Here is a 16423-nt window from a genome sequence, read left to right as displayed (position 1 = left end):
GGCAGCCATGCGCTGCGCGCCCAAAGTCGATCGGATTCCACGAAAAGGGCATTTCTCCGCCACCACGGAAGCGCTGAAAGAGGCGCCGCGCATTGACCATCCCTGTCTGCCGAAACGACGCACATCAGCGCTCGAAGGCAACAGGGAGGATCAAAACAATGCCATCGCAAACAGGCGAGAAGATCGACTTTCGGAAGTCGAACAATTTCATGCGCTCCTGGTCGGCGCAGACCGGTGAGATTTTTCGTGAGGACATTGCGCTCTCCACGAACCGGGCGCCCCCGCCCATGCGGGGCCGGCTTGCAGCAGCCCCGGCCGCGCAGAAGTCGGTGGAGGTGCCTGCCAGAAGGACCGCCAAGCAAGACCCCTACGTCAACACGGTGCGCGGAGCGATCCACGCCGCGGAAGCGGTGTCGAACGCCGTGGGCGGCTTGCAGCACTGGTTGAACTCACCGCCTGCGCCCCCGCCTCCTCCGAAAGAAAAGCCGAAGCCTGTCCAGACTGTCCCGCCGTTTGACATTCAAGACATCCCCGGCGCAATGCGCAAGATCGGCGCGCCTGTCGGAGCCGACTTGATGGACAAGTGGTTTGCGGGGGCGTTGAACTATCCGCCCACGCCGGCTGACGAACGCAATGGCATCAACCAGAACGGCGTGCCGTATCCGCCGAGCATGTTCGATACCACCTCCGTCAAGATCGACTGGGTGATGAAATTTGCCAGAGCCCAAAAGGGCCGGGACTACCTGATGTCCCAGTTCGAGACAACAGCTGCGCGAAGAGAGCTCTCCAAGTCGCTGCGGCCGTTCCGGAATCGGCAGGACATCTGGCCTTGGTTGGAATGCCAGGGCGACATCGTTCGCTTCCACAAGGACTTCCAGTTCCAACAAGCACCTGTTGAGGGCACGCTGAGCCAGAAGCTGACGCAATTCATCACGCAGTCCCTTTCCAACGAAGGACTCCCGGACGATCTGACGTGCACGCTGGGCTCCTTCAACCTCTACGCGGCGGTCTCATACGCCTGGTTCGATCACAAGAAAAAATTGGCCATCGTGACCCACGTCTCCATCTATGTGAAAGACAACTTCACTTTCACGGACGAAGCGGGCAACGCATCGCAATACCTTGGGCACTGGAGTCGGAGCCATGTGGCGATCGTTCCAGCTCACCAGACTGCGGCGATGGCGAACATCGGATGGCTCGAATACCCCGTGGCACAAGGCGATGTGCATGCCAAGGACGCCGTGGTGTATCCGGTCAAGAACTCCGACTTTCGCGCGTGGCAACGCAAACACAACCAGGGCGGCGACTTCGTCATCTACACCGACAGGATCACCGTGAAGCTGGCCACGCCGATCGAGGTGGCGTTGTGATGCCCAACGCTCGCGCCATGCTGCACCGAAGTGCCCGCATCCTGCGCTGGGCGCTTTGTATCGCCCTTCTTCTCTTTGGCATCAAGTACTGCTTCGAGGTGAAAGCCCGTGTTCGTGCCGACAACCATCCCGACAGGTGGTGGAGCGAGGTGTCACCCATTCAGGACGGGGCTTACACGGCCAGGCTCGTCTTCGTCAGCCGTGGCACGATCCTGCTGAGGCTCTATCGCACGGGTGAGCCCACGCTGCTCGCAGAACGCACGTACACGGAGCACGGAGTTGAGCTCAGTTGGACGGACGACGGGTGGTTGATCTACGACACCTCTGACACGTCCTACCAAGAGGGCTCCATCCAACTCCCGCCCACCCGCCTCGACAACCTCATGGCGAAGCTCCCCTGACAGATCAGGAGGTCGGCGACCGCCGCCAAGCGCCGCCGCCCCCTCCTCTCCCCTACCGCGCAGGCGCCACCGCCGGCAGCACCACCGGCGCCCCCAACCGCGAGGCGCGCTCCCAGCCCGGTTGCGACTGCGCGCGCTCCAGCTCCGCAACAACCTCCTCCCGCGTGCGCGGCTGCGAGGCCTTCACGGGAATCGGGGCGCCCCAGCGCAGCACGCCGGCCCACTCGGGGCTTTGTTGCGCGGCGCGCAGTTCGGCCACCACTTCGGCATCCGTCTTTCCCGGTCCCGCGTTCTCAGGGTGTTCCTTGATGCCCGCTTCGTTCGCCGCGAAATGCGCGCCGGCCTCGACGTGCTGCGGGCTGCGCGACGCGGCCGTCTGCGCGCCGGCAATGAGCGGGACCGTGGCTGCGGCCACGGCCGCCAGCATGAAAGCCATCTTGCTGTTCTTCATGTGTCATCTCCTTCGAATGGCGCCGAAGAAGAACACCCTCATCGGCGATGGCGGTGTCTTGATGACCGCCATGCCGACACACTAGGAATGCAACGCCGTCGCGATGCGGACGGCGCCATTACAAAGAGGCAATCGCCGGCAACTCAGTCGGGCAGCGAGCCCGCCGGTGCCGCCACCGCACGCGCCGCGATCGGCACCGACATCACGATCGACGTGCGCGTCTCGCCCAGGTGGTTGATGCTGCTCACGAACGACTCGAGGTGCTCGATGTCGCGCGCGACCACCTTCAGCACGTACGAGTCCTGCCCCGTGACGTGGAAGCACTCGAGCACTTCGCGCCGGCCGTCAAGCAGCTTCAGCAGCCGGGCCTTGTCGGGTTGCGCGGTCGTGATGCCGACGAGCGCGGTGACGGTGTAGCCCGCCTTGCGCGGCGGCACCACGGCGCGGTAGCCCTCGATGACGCCGGCTTCTTCGAGGCGCTTCACGCGCTCCGAGGTGGAAGGCACCGACAGCGCCACTTGCCGCGCGAGCGCCGTGAGCGAGGTGCGCGCGTCCTGCTGGAGCGCGTCGAGGATCTGCCAGTTTTTGGCGTCGATTTCCATGGATCTAAGGCCCGATTGAGAATTTCACTTCCGATTTCAGGCAGCGCATGCCGCGCGCCTGAATTTCGCCATTCTCGTCACGCGAGCCGCGCCGAACAATCGTCGGCATGGACTTCCCTCTCTTTCTCAAGGCCCTTGTCATCGGGCTCTCGATTGCCGCACCGGTCGGCCCCATCGGCCTGCTGTGCATCCAGCGCACGCTCGCGCACGGCCGGACCATTGGCTTCCTCAGCGGCCTCGGCGCCGCACTGGCCGATGCCTGCTACGGCGCCATCGGTGCGTTCGGCGTGTCGGCCGTGGTGTCGACGATGGTCGCGGCGCGCGTGCCACTGGCGCTCGGCGGCGCGGCCTTTCTTGCGTGGATGGGCGTGCAGTTGCTGCGCGCACCGGCGGCCACGCAGGCCCGGGCCGCGGAAGACGCGGCCACGCCGGTGAAGGCGCTGCTGTCGGTGTTCGTGCTCACGCTGGCCAACCCGATGACGATTTTGTCGTTCGTCGCGGTGTTCGCCTCGCTGGGCAGCGGGCATGTGGGCAGCGGCAGCGGTGCGGCGCTCACGATGGTGCTGGGCGTGTTCCTCGGCTCGGCGCTGTGGTGGCTGGGGCTGTCGAGCATCGTGTCGATGGTGCGGCACAAGCTCGGCGCGCGCGTGCTGCAGAGCATCAACAAGCTGTCGGGTGCGCTGCTGCTGGGCTTTGCGGTGTTTCAGCTGTCGACGTTGCTGTCGCGCTGACGAATCAACTACCCGGCTTTGGCTGCGGGCTTGCGGCGCACGGGCTTGCGTGCACCCAACGCACTCGCCAGCGCCTTCGTTGCCCAGTCGCGCAAGGCGTGCGGGTCTTCGAGCGCATCGACCGGCGCCTCGTAGTAGCTCGCCACCTTCACGGTCGAGGCGCTGGTCGCGTACGAGAACGGCACCGCGCCCAGGCGCTCGAAGTCCGGCCGGGTGCCGTCGTCCACGCGCAGGTACAGCGTGCCCTTCATCACGAAGGCAAACTGCACGCCGGCCTGGACGAGGCCGAAGCCGCCGAAGAAGCGCTTGACCTCGATCGGGCCCATCGCGCCCAGCGACTCGGCCAGTTCGAGTGCTCGCCCATGCGAACGTTCGGCACCGCCGACGGCTGCCGTACCTTTGGCGCGGCTCAAGCGACCGCCTTGCGGCGTGCATCCGTCACCGGTGCCCCACCGTGCACTTCAAGCAAGCGCAGCAGCGCCTCGGAGCTGTGCGCCTTGGCCCAGTCGCGTTCGGAATCGTTGATGCCGACCAGGTGCAGGAAATCGAAGCGGCCCGAATCGAGCTGCGCCGTCGCGGGATAGTGCTTCGGCTCCATCAGCACCACATGGCGCAGGGCCACGGTGCCCTTCTCGCGGATCGCGTCGCCGACGGGAATGCGGTCGCCGTAGTCGAAGGGTTGCTTGTCTTCACCGAAGTGCGCGTGCGCGAGCAGCACGTTGTAGGCGAGCAGGCGGCGCAGCAGCTTGATCGCCCACTGGTCCTGCGGCTGCGACGGCACCTCGATGACCAGCTCGGAGCCGATCCACGAATAGCCTTCGGGGTCGTAGTCGGCCGGCTCCGTCTCCCAGGGCGTGGAGGCGCCCGAGGTCACGTACAGCCAGGTGTTGCGCACGGGCGTGGGCGCGAACTCGAACACGCCCAGGTGCAGCCATCGCGGATCGACGTCTTCAGCGCCCAGCGCCTTGAACTCGTCGAAGTCCAGCACGTAGATGCCGGTGCGCTCGGGGCCGAACAGGCGCGGGTACAGCGTCTCTTCGCGGTAGGCCCACACGTCTTCCATGGAACTCATCGGCGAATCCTCCTCGTTTGGAACGACGGGATTCTCGTCGTTCAGCGCGAACTGCGCGAACGATAGAGCGCCGGCCATTCGAGATTGGTGAAGGCGCGTAGCACCCACTCCACCGGGCCATACGCAAAGCGTGCCAGCCACCAGCTGCTGAGCAGCAGCTGCGCGCCGAAGATGCCGAAGGCAGTCATCAGGCTCACGAACGGACCGAACTCGCCGATGAGCCGCAGCCCGTACGCCAGGAAGAGCCACGCGCACACCGCCGACTGCAGCAGGTAGTTCGACAGCGCCATGCGCCCCGCCGGTGCCAGCGCCCTGGCCACCCATGCGCCGCGCGCCGAATCGAACAGCAGCATCAAGGCGCCGACATAGGCGGCCGTAAGCAGCGGCGCGGTGAAGAGCCCGGCGGCCAGGGCCAGCACATCCCAGCGCGAGCCCGGTGCGAAGACGCTGGCCCACGCATAGAGCGCCGCGCCCGGCACGCCCACGAGCAGCCCCGGCACCAGCAGCCGCTTGAACAGCGGCCGGCTTCGCCGCGCCCGTGCGAACAGCCGGCGCCGGCCCTCGATGACGCCCGCGAAGAACATCGCCAGCGCCATCGGCGCCTGGATCAGCCCGAGCACCAGCCACACCTGCGTCAGTTCGTACAGGTGCTGGCCGACGACCGTCAGGGGCGTGCCGCGGTAGGCCGCGAGCGCCGACATGGCCTGCGCCCACGCGGCACGGGTGTCGGGCGGGTCGCCGACCAGCGCCACCAGCACGCCCACGCTGCCCCACACCAGCGCCGTCGCCAGCACCAGCCGCCGCGCCCAGCGCGCCAGCAAGGCATCGCTGCGCGCGCGCACCGCCAGCAGCACCACGCCGAGCACCGCATAGGTCGTGAGGATGTCGCCATGGAACAGCAGCACCGCATGCAGTGCCCCGATGAGCCACAGCGCGGCGAGCCGGCGCGACAGGCGCGGCACGAAAGGCTTGCCGCTGCGTTCGGTCGACTGCATCTGCAGCGTGAAGCTGTAGCCGAACAGGAACGAGAACAGCAGGTAGAACTTGGTCTCGAAGAGAAAGGCGATGGCAAAGGCCGCGGCGCGGTCCAGGCCCGTGCGCATCATCGGGTCGGACAACGGCAAGCCGTAGAAGGGCGAAGCGAACGCGCCGATGTTCACGACCAGGATGCCCAGCAACGCGAAGCCGCGCAACGCATCGACGAGCGACTGGCGCTCACCCGCAACCGGTGTGTGGCTCATGCGCCCCTCCCCGGTTTCGCGAGAAAGCGGCTCGCCACGCGCCGCAGCATCGGGGCCTCGCGCGCCGGGTCGAAGCCCGTGTCGAGCGCCAGGCGCGAGAACACGCCGTCGATCAGCGCGGCGATCCAGTTGGCCGATTGCACGGGGTCGAGGTCGGGGTCGATCTGCCCGCGCGCCGCGGCCTTGCGCAGCAGTGCGGCGAGGCCGTCGCGCATGTCGGCGTCGCCCGCCGCCACGCTGGCACAGACCACCGGGTTGCGCAGGGTTTCGGCAGCCACCTCCAGCGCCAGCCGCGAGTAGCTGCGGTCGGCGGCAAAGACCATCACCACGTCGAGAAAAGACAGCACCACCTCCAGCGGGTCGGCCGGGTCGTCGTCGATCGCGGCGAAGTACGCGGCCGTGTCGCGCCGCTCTTCTTCGGCAATGGCTTCGATGATGGCGTTCTTGCTCGCGAAGTAGTGAAAGAGGTTGCCGGGGCTCATGCCCGCGGCGGCGCAGATCTGCGCGGTGGTGGTGGCGTGAAAGCCGCTGCGGGCAAAGCAGTCGGCGGCGGCCTCCAGGATCTGGCGGCGCTTGGCCTGCTGGCGTTCGGGATCAACTTTGCGCACGGCGGTTCTCGCGGATGGCAGTCATCCGCCATTATTAGACCGAGCGCTCGATCTATTCTTAAGAAACCCTGAAAAAGCCCTTCAGGAAGCGCGCGTGGCCGCGATGCCCCGGATGGTCTCCAGCAGCAGCCGCGCGCCCTCGCCCGTCTCGCCGCCGCGCCGCACGGTCACGCCCACCGGGCCTTCGGTGCTTGCCGTGTCGATGGCCACGCGCTTCAACTCCCCGCGCGCCACGAAGCCTTCCACCGCACCCTGCGGCGCAAACCACACCGCGTCGGAGCGCTGCAGCAGACTCACCGCAAAGCTGGTGTCGGTCGACTCCACCAGCCGGGCCGGCAGCGCGAGGCCTTGCGCGATGAGGAAGGCGTCGGCCGTGTGCCGGATCAGCGTGCCCGACACCGGCAGCACCAGCGGGTAGGCGGCCAGCGCGTCGAGCGTGGGCTTGCGACGCGAGGCCAGCGGATGGCCGGGCCGCACCACCAGCAGCAGCACCTCGCTGTACAGCTGCTCGAAGGCCAGGTCGGCCATGGCCGAGGCCTGCGCCAGCCGGCCCAGCACGAGGTCGATTTCGCCCTGGCGCAGCTGCGTCATCAGCTGCGCGTTGGTGCCGCTCACCACGCGCACGCGCATCGCCGGGTGCACCGCATGCAGCCGCGCGACGGCCTCGGGCAGCAGGTGCGCCGCCATGTTGGGCAAGGCGCCGACCACCACGCGCAGCTGGTCAGCCTCGGGCTGGTCCATCGCCAGGCCCAGGCCTTCGCGCAGGCCGCGCAGCGCCGACACGGCGTGGCGCACCAGCACCTCGGCGGCGGGCGTGAGCTCCACGCCGCGGCGGCGGCGCAGCAGCAGCTGGCGCCCGACGATCTCTTCGAGCTCGGCCACCGTCTTCGACACCGCCGGCTGCGTGAGCGACAGCGCCTCGGCCGCGCGCACCAGGTTGCGCTCTTGCGCCACCATCACGAGGCATTGCAGGTGGCGCATCTTCAGGCGCTCAAAGTTCATGGCTGACATGCGGTTCTCCTCGAAGCCAGTGGGGCGACGTGCTTTCAAATATAACCAGAGGGAATAGCTGGCAGAAGAGACTTCAGTTGTGCCGCGCCGCGCACCCTTCTAGAGTGCCGTGGATACGGAGACAGACAAAGCAGCCCATGACCACGATTTTTTCCTCGAAGCAGACCTCTTCATTCTTCGGCGCACAACGCCGCCTCACGCTCGCCGCCGCCTGCGCCGCGCTGGCCTTCGGCCTCGCCGCCCCGGCCGCGCACGCCCAGGCGACCTATCCTGCGAAGCCCGTGAAGTTCCTCGTCAACTTCCCCGCCGGCGGCCCGCTCGACATCCTCGGGCGCGCGCTGGCCGACGCGCTACAGAAAGACCTGAAGCAGCCCTTCGTGGTCGACAACCGTCCCGGCGCGGGCGGCAACATCGGCGCCGATGCCGCGGCCAAGAGCCCGGCCGATGGCTACACCGTGCTGCTCAGCATCGACAGCACCTTCACCATCAACCCGCACCTGTACGCGTCGATGCCCTTCGCGGCCAAAGACCTCAAGCCGCTGATGATCTTCAGCTCGTCGGGCCTGAGCTTCACCACCGCCGCGTCGGTGAAGGCGAAGACGCTGCCCGACTTCATCACCCAGGCCAAGGCCGAGCCCGCCACCTTCAGCTCGGCCGGCAACGGCAGCCCGGGCCACATTGCCGCCGAGATCTTTGCGGGCGCGACCGGCGCGAAGATCGTGCACGTGCCCTACAAGGGCAACGCCCCGGCCGTGATGGCCATGCTGGGCAACGAGGTGCAGGCCGGCATCGTCGCCACGCCCGGCGTGCTGCCGCAGATCCAGGGCGGCAAGCTGCGCGCCCTGGCCGTGACCGGCCGCCAGCGCGCACCGCTGCTGCCCGAGGTGCCCACCGTGGGCGAGCTGGGCCTGAAAGACCTGGAGTTCGAGGTGCTCTACCTCGCCATGGTGCCGGCCGCCACGCCCGAGCCCGTGATGCAGACCCTGCGCCAGGCGCTGCAGAAGGCGATGGCCCTGCCCGAACTCAAGAGCCGCCTGGCCTCGCTCGACATGGTGCCGCTCGCCGAAACCGAGGCTGCCGCCGCCACGCGCCTGGCCACGGCGCAGGCGCGCTACGGTCGCATCGTCAAGGCGACCGGGATGAAGGTGGACTGACGGCCTTGGCCTTGCCGGTGCGCGTCGTGTTGTTCTTCTTGCCGTTGCCTGCTGCTGCCGCCGCAGCCGCCGCCGCCGCGTGGCGCCCCCGGTCGGCCTTGGGCAGCACCGCCTGCGCGATCATGGTTTCGGCGTGCGCCTGCAGCCGGAGCAGCGCGTCGTCGAAGCGCGCGGCATCGTCTGCGTCGAGCGTGCCCATCAGCTCGGCGTTGATGCGCGTCACCAGCGGAAACAGCTCGTCATACAGCGCCTGCCCCGACGCCGTGAGGCCGAGTCGCACCTGCCGCCGGTCGCCCGCCAGGGCCGTGCGCGACACCAGCCGCTTGGCCACCAGCGAGCCCACCGCCTTCGAGGTGCGCGCCCGATCGAGCTGCGCAGCCTCGGCCAGCTGCGACGAGCCCAGCTCGCCCCGGCTGGCCAGCACCGCGATCAGCCGCCACTCGCGCCGCGTGATGCCGAAGCGCCCCTCGCACAGCCGGATCACCATGCTGCCCGCCACCGCGAGCAGCCGCGACAGCCGGTACAGCAGCAGGTCGTCCAGCGGGCGGCGCGGCGGGGTGGCTGCGTCTTCGGTCATGGGGCGAGGTCTCGAAAGGCCGGGTAAATCCGGGCGATGGTTGATTTGATCAATCGACTGTAGCGTCTCCAGAATCGTCCGCAGCCGCGGCCACCCGCCCCGGCCACGCACCGACCACTGCAGTACGCCGAACGAGACCCGGAGACATTGACGATGCCCCAGCTTCCCGACCCGACCCGCCGCCGCACCCTGACCACCCTTGGCGGGCTGGCCCTTGCACCGCTCGCACCGCTTGCATTCGCACAGCAATCGGCAGCCTTCACCCCCGGCCAGCCGATCAAGGTGCTCATCGGCGTGCCCGCCGGCGGCACGCAGGACGTGCTGACCCGCGCCATTGCCCACCAGGTGCGCGATTCGCTCGGCCCGCTCATCCTCGACAACCGCTCGGGCGCGGCCGGCCGCATTGCCGTGGAGGCCGTGAAGACCGCGGCGCCCGACGGCCACACCCTGCTGCTGGGCACCGCGAGCATGATGACCATGTTCCCCAGCGCCTACCGCAACCTGTCGTACGACCCCATCAAGGACTTCGTGCCGCTCGTGAACGCCGCGCGCTTCGAGCTGGCGCTCACCGTGCACAAGGACGTGCCCGCCAACACGCTGGCCGAGTTCATCACCTGGGCCAAGGCGCAAGGCGACAAGGTCAGCTTTGGCTCGTACGGCGCCGGCACGCCCTCGCACTTTCTGGGCGAAATGCTCAACCGCGCGGCTGGCCTGAAGATGGTCCACGTGCCCTACCGCGGCTCCACCCCCGCGCGCCAGGACGTGATGGGCGGCACCGTGCCCGTGTACTTCGACACCATCGGCGGCGCGCAGCAGATGCTGCCCACTGGCCGCGTGAAAGTGCTGGCCACCAGCGGCGACAAGCGCTCGCCGCTCATGCCGCAGCTGCCCAGCTTTGTCGAGAGCGGCTACAAGGACGTGGTGGCCACCGCATGGTTCGCCTACTACGCGCCGCTCAAAACGCCGCCCGCCACCGCCGAGACACTGCGCGCCGAAATCATCCGCGCCGTGAACTCGCGCGACGTGCGCCAGCAGCTGCTGCAGAACGGCATGTACCCCGTGGCCGACGGCCCCGAGGCGCTCGTGAAGACCATGCGCGAAGACATCGCCCGCTGGGCCGGCATCATGAAGGCCGTGAACTTCCAGGCCAACGACTGACCGACCGACAGACCCCAAGGACTCCCTTCATGATCTCGCGCACCCTCTCCGCTTCTTCCGCTTCTTCCGCTTCTTCCGCTTCCTTCACTCCCACGCGCCGTCGCCTCGCCGCCTTGCTGGCCATGGCCGGCATCGTGGCGGCCATCGCCGCCCCCACGCTCGCACGCGCACAGGCTGCGCTCGACAGCCCGCTGCGCATCGTCGTCGGCTACGCGCCCGGCGGCGCCACCGACCGCGTGGCGCGCATCGTGGGCGACAAGCTCACGGCCAAGCTCGGCGTGCCCGTCATCGTCGAGAACAAGCCCGGCGCGGGCGGCCGTCTGGCCGCACAGCAGGTCAAGGCCACGCCCGCCGGCCAGAACGTGTTGATGCTCGCCAACCCCGCCGTGATGATCGTGGCGCCCCTCGTCTTCAAGGACAACGGCTACGAGCCCGAGCGCGACTTCGTGCCCGTGTCGCACGTCAACGCCTACGACTTTGCGCTGTCCGTGTCGCCCACCCTGCCCGTGCGCGAGCTGAACCACTTGCTCGCATGGATGCGCGCCAACCCGCAGCAGGCCAACGTGGGCGTGCCCGCCACCGGCAGCCTGCCGCACTTCTTCGGCCTCATGGTGGGCGAGAAGGCCAAGGTGCAGACCCAGGTGGTCGGCTACCGCGGCTCCGCCCCGCTGCTGAATGATTTGATCGGCGGCCAGGTGCCCATTGCCGTCGACACCGAAGACGTCGTGCTGCCGCAGCACAACGCCGGCAAGCTGCGCATCCTGGCGCTGTCCGGCGAAAAGCGCTCGCCCTTCGCGCCGAATATTCCGACCTTCAAGGAAGCCGGCCTCGACCTCGCCGCCACCGGCTGGAACACCTTCTTCGCGCCGGCCACCATGCCCAAGGACAAGGTCGAACGCCTGGCCACCACCATCCACGCCGTGATGCAAGACCCCGACACCCAACGCAAGTTCAAGGACGCCGGCATGACGCCGGTGGTGAGCACCCAGGCGCAGACCGCCGCGATGCTCAAGGCCTACAAGGCGCAGTGGGCGCCCGTGGTCCAGAAGTCCGGTTATCAGCCCTGATCGAAAGACCTTCCGACATATGACGACACGCAGCACCCGCCCCAACATCATCTTCATCGTGGCCGACGACCTCGGCTATGCCGACCTTGGCTGCTACGGCGGCCGCGACGCGCCGTTTGGCCGCGTGTCGCCCGTGCTCGACGGCCTGGCCGCCAACGGTTTGAAGCTCACGCAGGGCTACTCCAACTCGCCCGTGTGCTCGCCCACGCGCTTCGCGATGATCACCGCGCGGTATCAGTACCGCCTGCGCGGCGCGGCCGAAGAGCCCATCAACAGCAAGAGCCGCGGCAGCACCACGCTGGGCCTGCCCACCGAGCACCCCACCCTGCCGTCGCTGCTGAAAGACAGCGGCTACAAGACCGCGCTCATCGGCAAGTGGCACCTGGGCTACCCGCCCAGCTTCGGGCCGCTGCGCTCGGGGTATGAAGAATTCTTCGGCCCCATGTCGGGCGGTGTCGACTACTTCACCCACTGCGACTCGGCCGGTCGCCACGACCTCTGGTACGGCGAAGAAGAGCACAAGGACGACGAGGGCTACCTGACCGACGTGCTCTCGAAGCGCGCCGTCGACTACGTCGAGCGCATGGCCACGCAAGAGGCGCCCTTCTTCCTGAGCCTGCACTACACCGCCCCCCACTGGCCGTGGGAAACCCGCGACGACGCCGACAAGGCCCCGCTCGTGAAGGACAACCTGTTCGACCTGTCGGGCGGCAACATCCATGTGTACCGCCGCATGATTCATCACATGGACGAGGGCATCGGCTGGATCATGGCCGCGCTCGAAAAGCACGGCATGGCCGACAACACCCTCGTCGTGTTCACCAGCGACAACGGCGGCGAGCGCTTCTCCGACAACTGGCCGCTGGTCGGCGGCAAGATGGATTTGACCGAAGGCGGCATCCGCGTGCCATGGATCGCGCACTGGCCGAAGGTGATCGCCAAGGGCGGCGAGAGCACCCAGCTGTGCATGACCATGGACTGGTCGGCCACCATGCTCGACGCCGCCGGCGTGAAGGGCGACGCCGCGTACCCGCTCGATGGCGTGTCGCTCATGCCCGTGCTGAAAGACGCCACCCAAACCTTCCGCCGCCCGCTGCACTGGCGCATGAACCACCGCGGCCAGGAAGCGATGCGCGACGGCGACTGGAAGTACCTGAGGGTCGACGGCAACGAGTACCTGTTCAACATTCCGGCCGATGAGCGCGAACGCGCGAACCTGGGGAAGAAGGAGCCGCAGCGGCTGGAGGCGATGCGGGCGCAGTGGCAGGCGTGGAATGCGACGATGCCGGGGATTCCGGAGGATGCGACTGTGAGCCTTGGGTATTCGGTGAAGGACATGCCGCAGCGCTGAGCCTCTCAGCGGTCGCGCGCTTTGATTTGTTCGACTTGTCGTAGTTGGGCTACGACAAGCCGAACAAAACGAAATCGCTCAGCGTGGAGACGCTTGTCGTTGCGGCTGCTGCATCGCATGCGCACTGCCGTCCGGACTCTACCTCGGCGGCCAGAAGAATCAGTTGCCAGCGTTCAACCACCACCGGCTTCTTCGAGGCATGCAACCACCTGTTCGCGTTGCTCACTAGGGATGTGTCCCAAATAAAAAAGTCGGACTCAGGAAATTTCTCGCCAGTAAGGCACTAGTTTTGAGAGGCACCTCTCCCCCAAAAAAGCCAACGGAGGGGCATCGATTGAAACTGGGCACTGTCATTCGCCTCAAGCAGAAACCGGAGAGCTCAAAACCGTATAGTTCGGCATCCAGACTCTTTCGGGGTTTTCCGTGAACGATGCCTTAGCCAATAGTCCATTTTCAGAGGCGCAACTCTCGAAGGCGCTAAGCACGCTGGAGGCGTCGGCGCAACAGCTACGCATCCTCATTGCGTCTATGCCGCCCAAGGAGCTTTTAGGCTACGTTTACGCGACGCTTGTACTCGGTCCGATCAAGGATCGGAAAATTTCAGATGAAGAAGTGCCGGAGACCGAAATCCGCCCGAAACAGAACCTCGAGGAGGCTCAGTTTTTACTGGAATATATCCATGCAGTCCTGGCTACGACATCGACATCCGTCGAATCGAAGTTGGACGAAGCAGTCTGCGCCGAGATCATCCGAATAGCGGAGAAACTGAAAAGTGCTTCGTTGATGATCGCCATGATCATCGCCGGACAGAGTTCGGAGGAGCAGTTCGGCGCCAATACTCAAACATTTCTTTTTCACGCGCTTTCGACTTGGATCTTGATGCGTGGACAGCGTTACCAAGTACTGGAAAAAGAGTTCTTTGTCTTCGCTCTCAATCCGCATGACGATGCCCTCCGGCGTGTCTATGGCATGGGGGCTCTGGAAATTGCGGCAGGAATTCAGGAATCCGCTGATGCGGTGCGACTGGGCCATGATCAAGCCGTACGAGCGCTCATGGGCTCGATCGAGGACGCACAGCGCTTCGTGGCATCGCACGATCAATCGGCTACGGAGGGGATGGCGCAATGGATGGCCGAACACACAGAGCCGGCGAAGAGGGCCAGCATAGCGTTCGATGATCTCTTCCAAGGAGGCATCTGCAACGTCAGTCGTCATACTCGACTCCCAGCTTTGCTGCTAGATGATCTGTCGTACGAGGTGGCTGAGGAAACGGAATTCTTTGGCCCAGGGACATACTCCGGCACCCCCTTTCGCACTCTACCTGCGCGTAAGAAGCCGTTCATCAAACTCGATGGGGAACATTACCTCACAGATCCAAGCTTTGCTCGCGATTCTATGTATCGGGCCATGCTGCACAACTTGTTGATTCGCGACATCGGATATTCGGATGAATTCAAGGAGCGACAAAAAGAGTGGAGCGAAACAGCGTTTTCTAACGTCTTCAAGGATCAGTTTATAGGTGCAACGATATTGCGAGAGTGTTGGATTCCGCCGATCTCTGACCCTAGATTTCCATTGAATACTGACCCACCCGTTTTGTGAGCCTGAAGGCTTCACAGTGTGGATAAGTGCTTGGTGTTCTCCTTGTGTGGATCTGTCGCAGATTGCGCCGCTGTTTGCGCGATTTGGTTGCCTCGATCGCGAGCCAGGTCGCGAGCTTCTCGGCATAGGGATCGAGCTTGCTTGAGCTCGTCCGCTTGGCGTAGCGCGGCTCTTCATCGCCGGCTCGCAGGTACTTCTTTACGGTGTTGCGAGACAGGCCTGTACGCCTGGCTATCTCGCGAATGGACATCTGCTCGCGCAGGGCCCAGCGTCTGATGACACTCAATGTCGCCACGTCTATCACTCCTAGGATCCCCTGCTTTAAAAATGAGCAGGGTAGGGTTTTACGTGGGTCAGTCTTAGACGGAAATTACTGCGTTTAGTGGGTCAATTTTCGGCAGCAATCAACAGGATCTACTTTCAAGCGTTTACCAGTCTTTCGACAGGGCTGGAACGGATCGGAAAGCTCTGCGTGATCCTTGATCACTTCATCGAAACGGACGGAGCATTTCCGAAACAGAAAGAGATGAAGCATCAGTTCGGTCACAAGTTGGAACTACTTTACGAGCGTTCGAAAGAGGTGACAGAAAGGCGCTCGATTCAACTGCAAATGACGCGCGATCTTTCCGATCCTGTACACACGGCAATCATGCGTGTGCTGCACGACTTCGCGGACGGCGACCGGTATTCAAACATCGACATCCTGGTCGGAGGGAGGTCATCGGCCGATCCCGTTGGAAGATGGTTCGAGGAAGTCGATACTCCTTTGTACAGTTCACGCGTTTCGCAAAAGAGAAAAGACCAGATCGCGCATAGTGCGAGCCTCGGCGCGCGGCTGCTCGGTGCTACCTCAATGGTTCGGCACACCGCCGAGACAGGCGATGGAATTACCACCTTTGAGGAGGGTAGTCAGCGAACAGGGATGTGGGAGGCGGTGGCTCCCTATCGACAGTTAGCTGTTCTACAGATCATTCGGTACTGGACGGAACTCATCATAGAGTTGGGGGACGCCGCACATGCCGTTCCAGGGGATGGCGTACCGTATTTCAGCGAGATTTTTGGAATGTTCTGCAATGAAGACTCATATCTCCGGTCAAGGAAAACATGGGAGACGCTCTGAGACGGGGCTACCTTAGTAGGCCTTTCCATCGGGTCGCCTTTAGCGGCCGCTGAAACCAATCGTTGAATGTCAGCCTTGGCTCTCTGAATTCAGCCCCGACTTTGACTGCTCCGGATCGAGAGCATCAGTACCCGACCACAAGCAGCAGACGTTCAAGATGCCGCCCGCAGCCGTACGCTGCCAATATTGGGGCCGCCTACCTCGAACCAGCTGTCGGGCCGGCACGATCACTAGGAACCGGATGACTGCTGCAGGGCAGACACCCTGAGGTCAAGCTGCAGCTACAACCAGCAGCAATCGCTGCAAAGCGGTTCAGCCCTCGTTCTAGGAGTAGGAGACGCGCTCGTTGCAGCATTGGAGACGATGGAAAAGTGACCCGCCGCCGGTCACAACGACACGGCGGCCGAGCACCAATCCCCTACCCCCTCCCACTCTCCCCCAACAACCTCTCCGCCTCCCTCGCCAGATCCGCTGCAATCCACAGCATGTGATCCCGGTGTTTCTCTCCTGCTTCCTCAAACCAGCCGTTGCCGTCGCCGTAGCAGCACCACAGCAGGGAGTTCAGCTGGGCCAGTTTGATTTCGAGGAGGTCTCGGGCGTCTTCGCCAGTGGGGGTGGACGAAGGTGTCGCCCCGCTCTTGCGGCGGGGAGATTGGGGCGTAGAACGCCCGGCCATAATTCGATCAGCCATTTGTTGTGCTCGCTTTCGAAAGTAGTTGCACGTCATGTGGTTAGACGGTCAGGGTGTTCACGCACCCTGGCCGTCGCCTTTTGCGCTTCACATTCGTGTCGCTGCGCCACAAAGAGGCATCGACACCCGCCGTGAGGCAAAGCGGTTCATTCATTCGCTCGTCAATCGATCAATGGATGCATGGGGAGAAGGCGTTTCCTTTCACGGGGTTCGTCG

General features: G+C 65.0%; 17 protein-coding genes and 1 pseudogene. 9 read left to right on the top strand and 9 right to left on the bottom strand.

Features of this window, described 5'->3' with window-relative positions; all coding sequences use genetic code 11:
• Nucleotides 1–158: 158 nt before the first annotated feature.
• Complete coding sequence (locus tag CY658_RS08115; protein WP_101489635.1) at nt 159–1370, top strand: DUF6402 family protein; 1212 nt, start codon at nt 159–161, stop codon at nt 1368–1370.
• The gene (locus tag CY658_RS08110; protein ID WP_101489634.1) at nt 1370–1771 is read left to right on the top strand and encodes a hypothetical protein; all 402 of its coding nucleotides are present in this window, start codon (nt 1370–1372) and stop codon (nt 1769–1771) included. The genes CY658_RS08115 and CY658_RS08110 overlap by 1 nt, the downstream gene beginning before the upstream one ends.
• 52 nt (nt 1772–1823) lie before the next feature.
• On the opposite strand, the gene CY658_RS08105 is transcribed toward CY658_RS08110, so the two are convergent.
• Together CY658_RS08105 and CY658_RS08100 are read right to left on the bottom strand one after the other, a co-directional pair.
• Nucleotides 1824–2222: a DUF4148 domain-containing protein gene (locus CY658_RS08105; RefSeq protein ID WP_101489633.1), complete on the bottom strand. Its 399-nt coding sequence runs from the start codon at nt 2220–2222 to the stop codon at nt 1824–1826.
• A 143-nt stretch (nt 2223–2365) separates the two neighbouring features.
• Nucleotides 2366–2824, bottom strand: a complete 459-nt coding sequence (locus CY658_RS08100) for an Lrp/AsnC family transcriptional regulator (RefSeq protein ID WP_101489632.1) — start codon at nt 2822–2824, stop codon at nt 2366–2368.
• A gap of 107 nt (nt 2825–2931) precedes the next feature.
• Between CY658_RS08100 and CY658_RS08095 the strand changes: the two genes are divergently transcribed.
• Nucleotides 2932–3555, top strand: a complete 624-nt coding sequence (locus tag CY658_RS08095; protein ID WP_101489631.1) for a LysE/ArgO family amino acid transporter — start codon at nt 2932–2934, stop codon at nt 3553–3555.
• Between the two features lie 8 nt (nt 3556–3563).
• Here CY658_RS08095 and CY658_RS08090 read toward each other — a convergent pair whose 3' ends face one another.
• The 5 genes from CY658_RS08090 to pcaQ form a co-directional block, all read right to left on the bottom strand.
• On the bottom strand, nt 3564–3881 hold the full coding sequence (locus tag CY658_RS08090; protein WP_101490283.1) for a TfoX/Sxy family protein: 318 nt from the start codon (nt 3879–3881) through the stop codon (nt 3564–3566).
• An 83-nt stretch (nt 3882–3964) separates the two neighbouring features.
• On the bottom strand, nt 3965–4627 hold the full coding sequence (locus CY658_RS08085) for a suppressor of fused domain protein (RefSeq protein WP_180838890.1): 663 nt from the start codon (nt 4625–4627) through the stop codon (nt 3965–3967).
• Between the two features lie 41 nt (nt 4628–4668).
• Nucleotides 4669–5868: a DUF418 domain-containing protein gene (locus CY658_RS08080; protein ID WP_101489629.1), complete on the bottom strand. Its 1200-nt coding sequence runs from the start codon at nt 5866–5868 to the stop codon at nt 4669–4671.
• Complete coding sequence (locus CY658_RS08075) at nt 5865–6476, bottom strand: TetR/AcrR family transcriptional regulator (RefSeq protein ID WP_101489628.1); 612 nt, start codon at nt 6474–6476, stop codon at nt 5865–5867. The genes CY658_RS08080 and CY658_RS08075 overlap by 4 nt, the downstream gene beginning before the upstream one ends.
• A gap of 81 nt (nt 6477–6557) precedes the next feature.
• On the bottom strand, nt 6558–7487 hold the full coding sequence (gene pcaQ, locus CY658_RS08070) for a pca operon transcription factor PcaQ (protein ID WP_101489627.1): 930 nt from the start codon (nt 7485–7487) through the stop codon (nt 6558–6560).
• 137 nt (nt 7488–7624) lie between these two features.
• Between pcaQ and CY658_RS08065 the strand changes: the two genes are divergently transcribed.
• The gene (locus CY658_RS08065) at nt 7625–8641 is read left to right on the top strand and encodes a tripartite tricarboxylate transporter substrate binding protein (RefSeq protein ID WP_101489626.1); all 1017 of its coding nucleotides are present in this window, start codon (nt 7625–7627) and stop codon (nt 8639–8641) included.
• Here CY658_RS08065 and CY658_RS08060 read toward each other — a convergent pair.
• Entirely contained in the window at nt 8613–9218 is a 606-nt protein-coding gene (locus tag CY658_RS08060; protein ID WP_101489625.1) for a MarR family winged helix-turn-helix transcriptional regulator, read from the bottom strand. The two genes, CY658_RS08065 and CY658_RS08060, sit on opposite strands and share 29 nt — an antisense overlap.
• 153 nt (nt 9219–9371) lie before the next feature.
• Here CY658_RS08060 and CY658_RS08055 point away from each other — a divergent pair, with 153 nt between their 5' ends.
• The 4 genes from CY658_RS08055 (at nt 9372) to CY658_RS08040 (ending at nt 14396) form a co-directional block, all read left to right on the top strand.
• Entirely contained in the window at nt 9372–10376 is a 1005-nt protein-coding gene (locus CY658_RS08055) for a Bug family tripartite tricarboxylate transporter substrate binding protein (protein ID WP_101489624.1), read from the top strand.
• Between the two features lie 122 nt (nt 10377–10498).
• Nucleotides 10499–11443, top strand: a complete 945-nt coding sequence (locus tag CY658_RS08050; protein ID WP_219589587.1) for a Bug family tripartite tricarboxylate transporter substrate binding protein — start codon at nt 10499–10501, stop codon at nt 11441–11443.
• A gap of 19 nt (nt 11444–11462) precedes the next feature.
• Nucleotides 11463–12794, top strand: coding sequence for a sulfatase family protein (locus tag CY658_RS08045; RefSeq protein ID WP_101489622.1), 1332 nt, complete (start codon nt 11463–11465; stop codon nt 12792–12794).
• Nucleotides 12795–13217: 423 nt separating this feature from the next.
• Nucleotides 13218–14396, top strand: coding sequence for a hypothetical protein (locus CY658_RS08040; RefSeq protein ID WP_143713629.1), 1179 nt, complete (start codon nt 13218–13220; stop codon nt 14394–14396).
• Nucleotides 14397–14442: 46 nt separating this feature from the next.
• Here CY658_RS08040 and CY658_RS08035 read toward each other — a convergent pair.
• Nucleotides 14443–14700 (bottom strand): annotated as a pseudogene (locus CY658_RS08035) (helix-turn-helix domain-containing protein); the annotation flags it as partial.
• A gap of 168 nt (nt 14701–14868) precedes the next feature.
• Here CY658_RS08035 and CY658_RS08030 point away from each other — a divergent pair.
• Nucleotides 14869–15516 carry a hypothetical protein gene (locus tag CY658_RS08030; protein WP_143713627.1) on the top strand — a complete coding sequence of 216 codons (648 nt, stop codon included), beginning with the start codon at nt 14869–14871 and terminating at the stop codon, nt 15514–15516.
• Nucleotides 15517–16423 lie beyond the last annotated feature (907 nt).

The organism is Variovorax sp. RO1 (genome assembly GCF_002849325.1).
Lineage (GTDB): Bacteria > Pseudomonadota > Gammaproteobacteria > Burkholderiales > Burkholderiaceae_C > Variovorax.
Note: the sequence above shows the minus strand (reverse complement) of the source record. Positions and strands in the feature narration are given on the sequence as shown.

What these genes read in the sequence shown, in the direction of transcription:
- CY658_RS08115 (WP_101489635.1), top strand. Translation starts at nt 159, where the DNA reads ATGCCATCGCAAACAGGCGAGAAGATCGACTTTCGGAAGTCGAACAAT.
- CY658_RS08110 (WP_101489634.1), top strand. Translation starts at nt 1,370, where the DNA reads ATGCCCAACGCTCGCGCCATGCTGCACCGAAGTGCCCGCATCCTGCGC.
- CY658_RS08105 (WP_101489633.1), bottom strand. Translation starts at nt 2,222, where the DNA reads ATGAAGAACAGCAAGATGGCTTTCATGCTGGCGGCCGTGGCCGCAGCC.
- CY658_RS08100 (WP_101489632.1), bottom strand. Translation starts at nt 2,824, where the DNA reads ATGGAAATCGACGCCAAAAACTGGCAGATCCTCGACGCGCTCCAGCAG.
- CY658_RS08095 (WP_101489631.1), top strand. Translation starts at nt 2,932, where the DNA reads ATGGACTTCCCTCTCTTTCTCAAGGCCCTTGTCATCGGGCTCTCGATT.
- CY658_RS08090 (WP_101490283.1), bottom strand. Translation starts at nt 3,881, where the DNA reads ATGGGCCCGATCGAGGTCAAGCGCTTCTTCGGCGGCTTCGGCCTCGTC.
- CY658_RS08085 (WP_180838890.1), bottom strand. Translation starts at nt 4,627, where the DNA reads ATGAGTTCCATGGAAGACGTGTGGGCCTACCGCGAAGAGACGCTGTAC.
- CY658_RS08080 (WP_101489629.1), bottom strand. Translation starts at nt 5,868, where the DNA reads ATGAGCCACACACCGGTTGCGGGTGAGCGCCAGTCGCTCGTCGATGCG.
- pcaQ (WP_101489627.1), bottom strand. Translation starts at nt 7,487, where the DNA reads ATGTCAGCCATGAACTTTGAGCGCCTGAAGATGCGCCACCTGCAATGC.
- CY658_RS08065 (WP_101489626.1), top strand. Translation starts at nt 7,625, where the DNA reads ATGACCACGATTTTTTCCTCGAAGCAGACCTCTTCATTCTTCGGCGCA.
- CY658_RS08060 (WP_101489625.1), bottom strand. Translation starts at nt 9,218, where the DNA reads ATGACCGAAGACGCAGCCACCCCGCCGCGCCGCCCGCTGGACGACCTG.
- CY658_RS08055 (WP_101489624.1), top strand. Translation starts at nt 9,372, where the DNA reads ATGCCCCAGCTTCCCGACCCGACCCGCCGCCGCACCCTGACCACCCTT.
- CY658_RS08050 (WP_219589587.1), top strand. Translation starts at nt 10,499, where the DNA reads ATGGCCGGCATCGTGGCGGCCATCGCCGCCCCCACGCTCGCACGCGCA.
- CY658_RS08045 (WP_101489622.1), top strand. Translation starts at nt 11,463, where the DNA reads ATGACGACACGCAGCACCCGCCCCAACATCATCTTCATCGTGGCCGAC.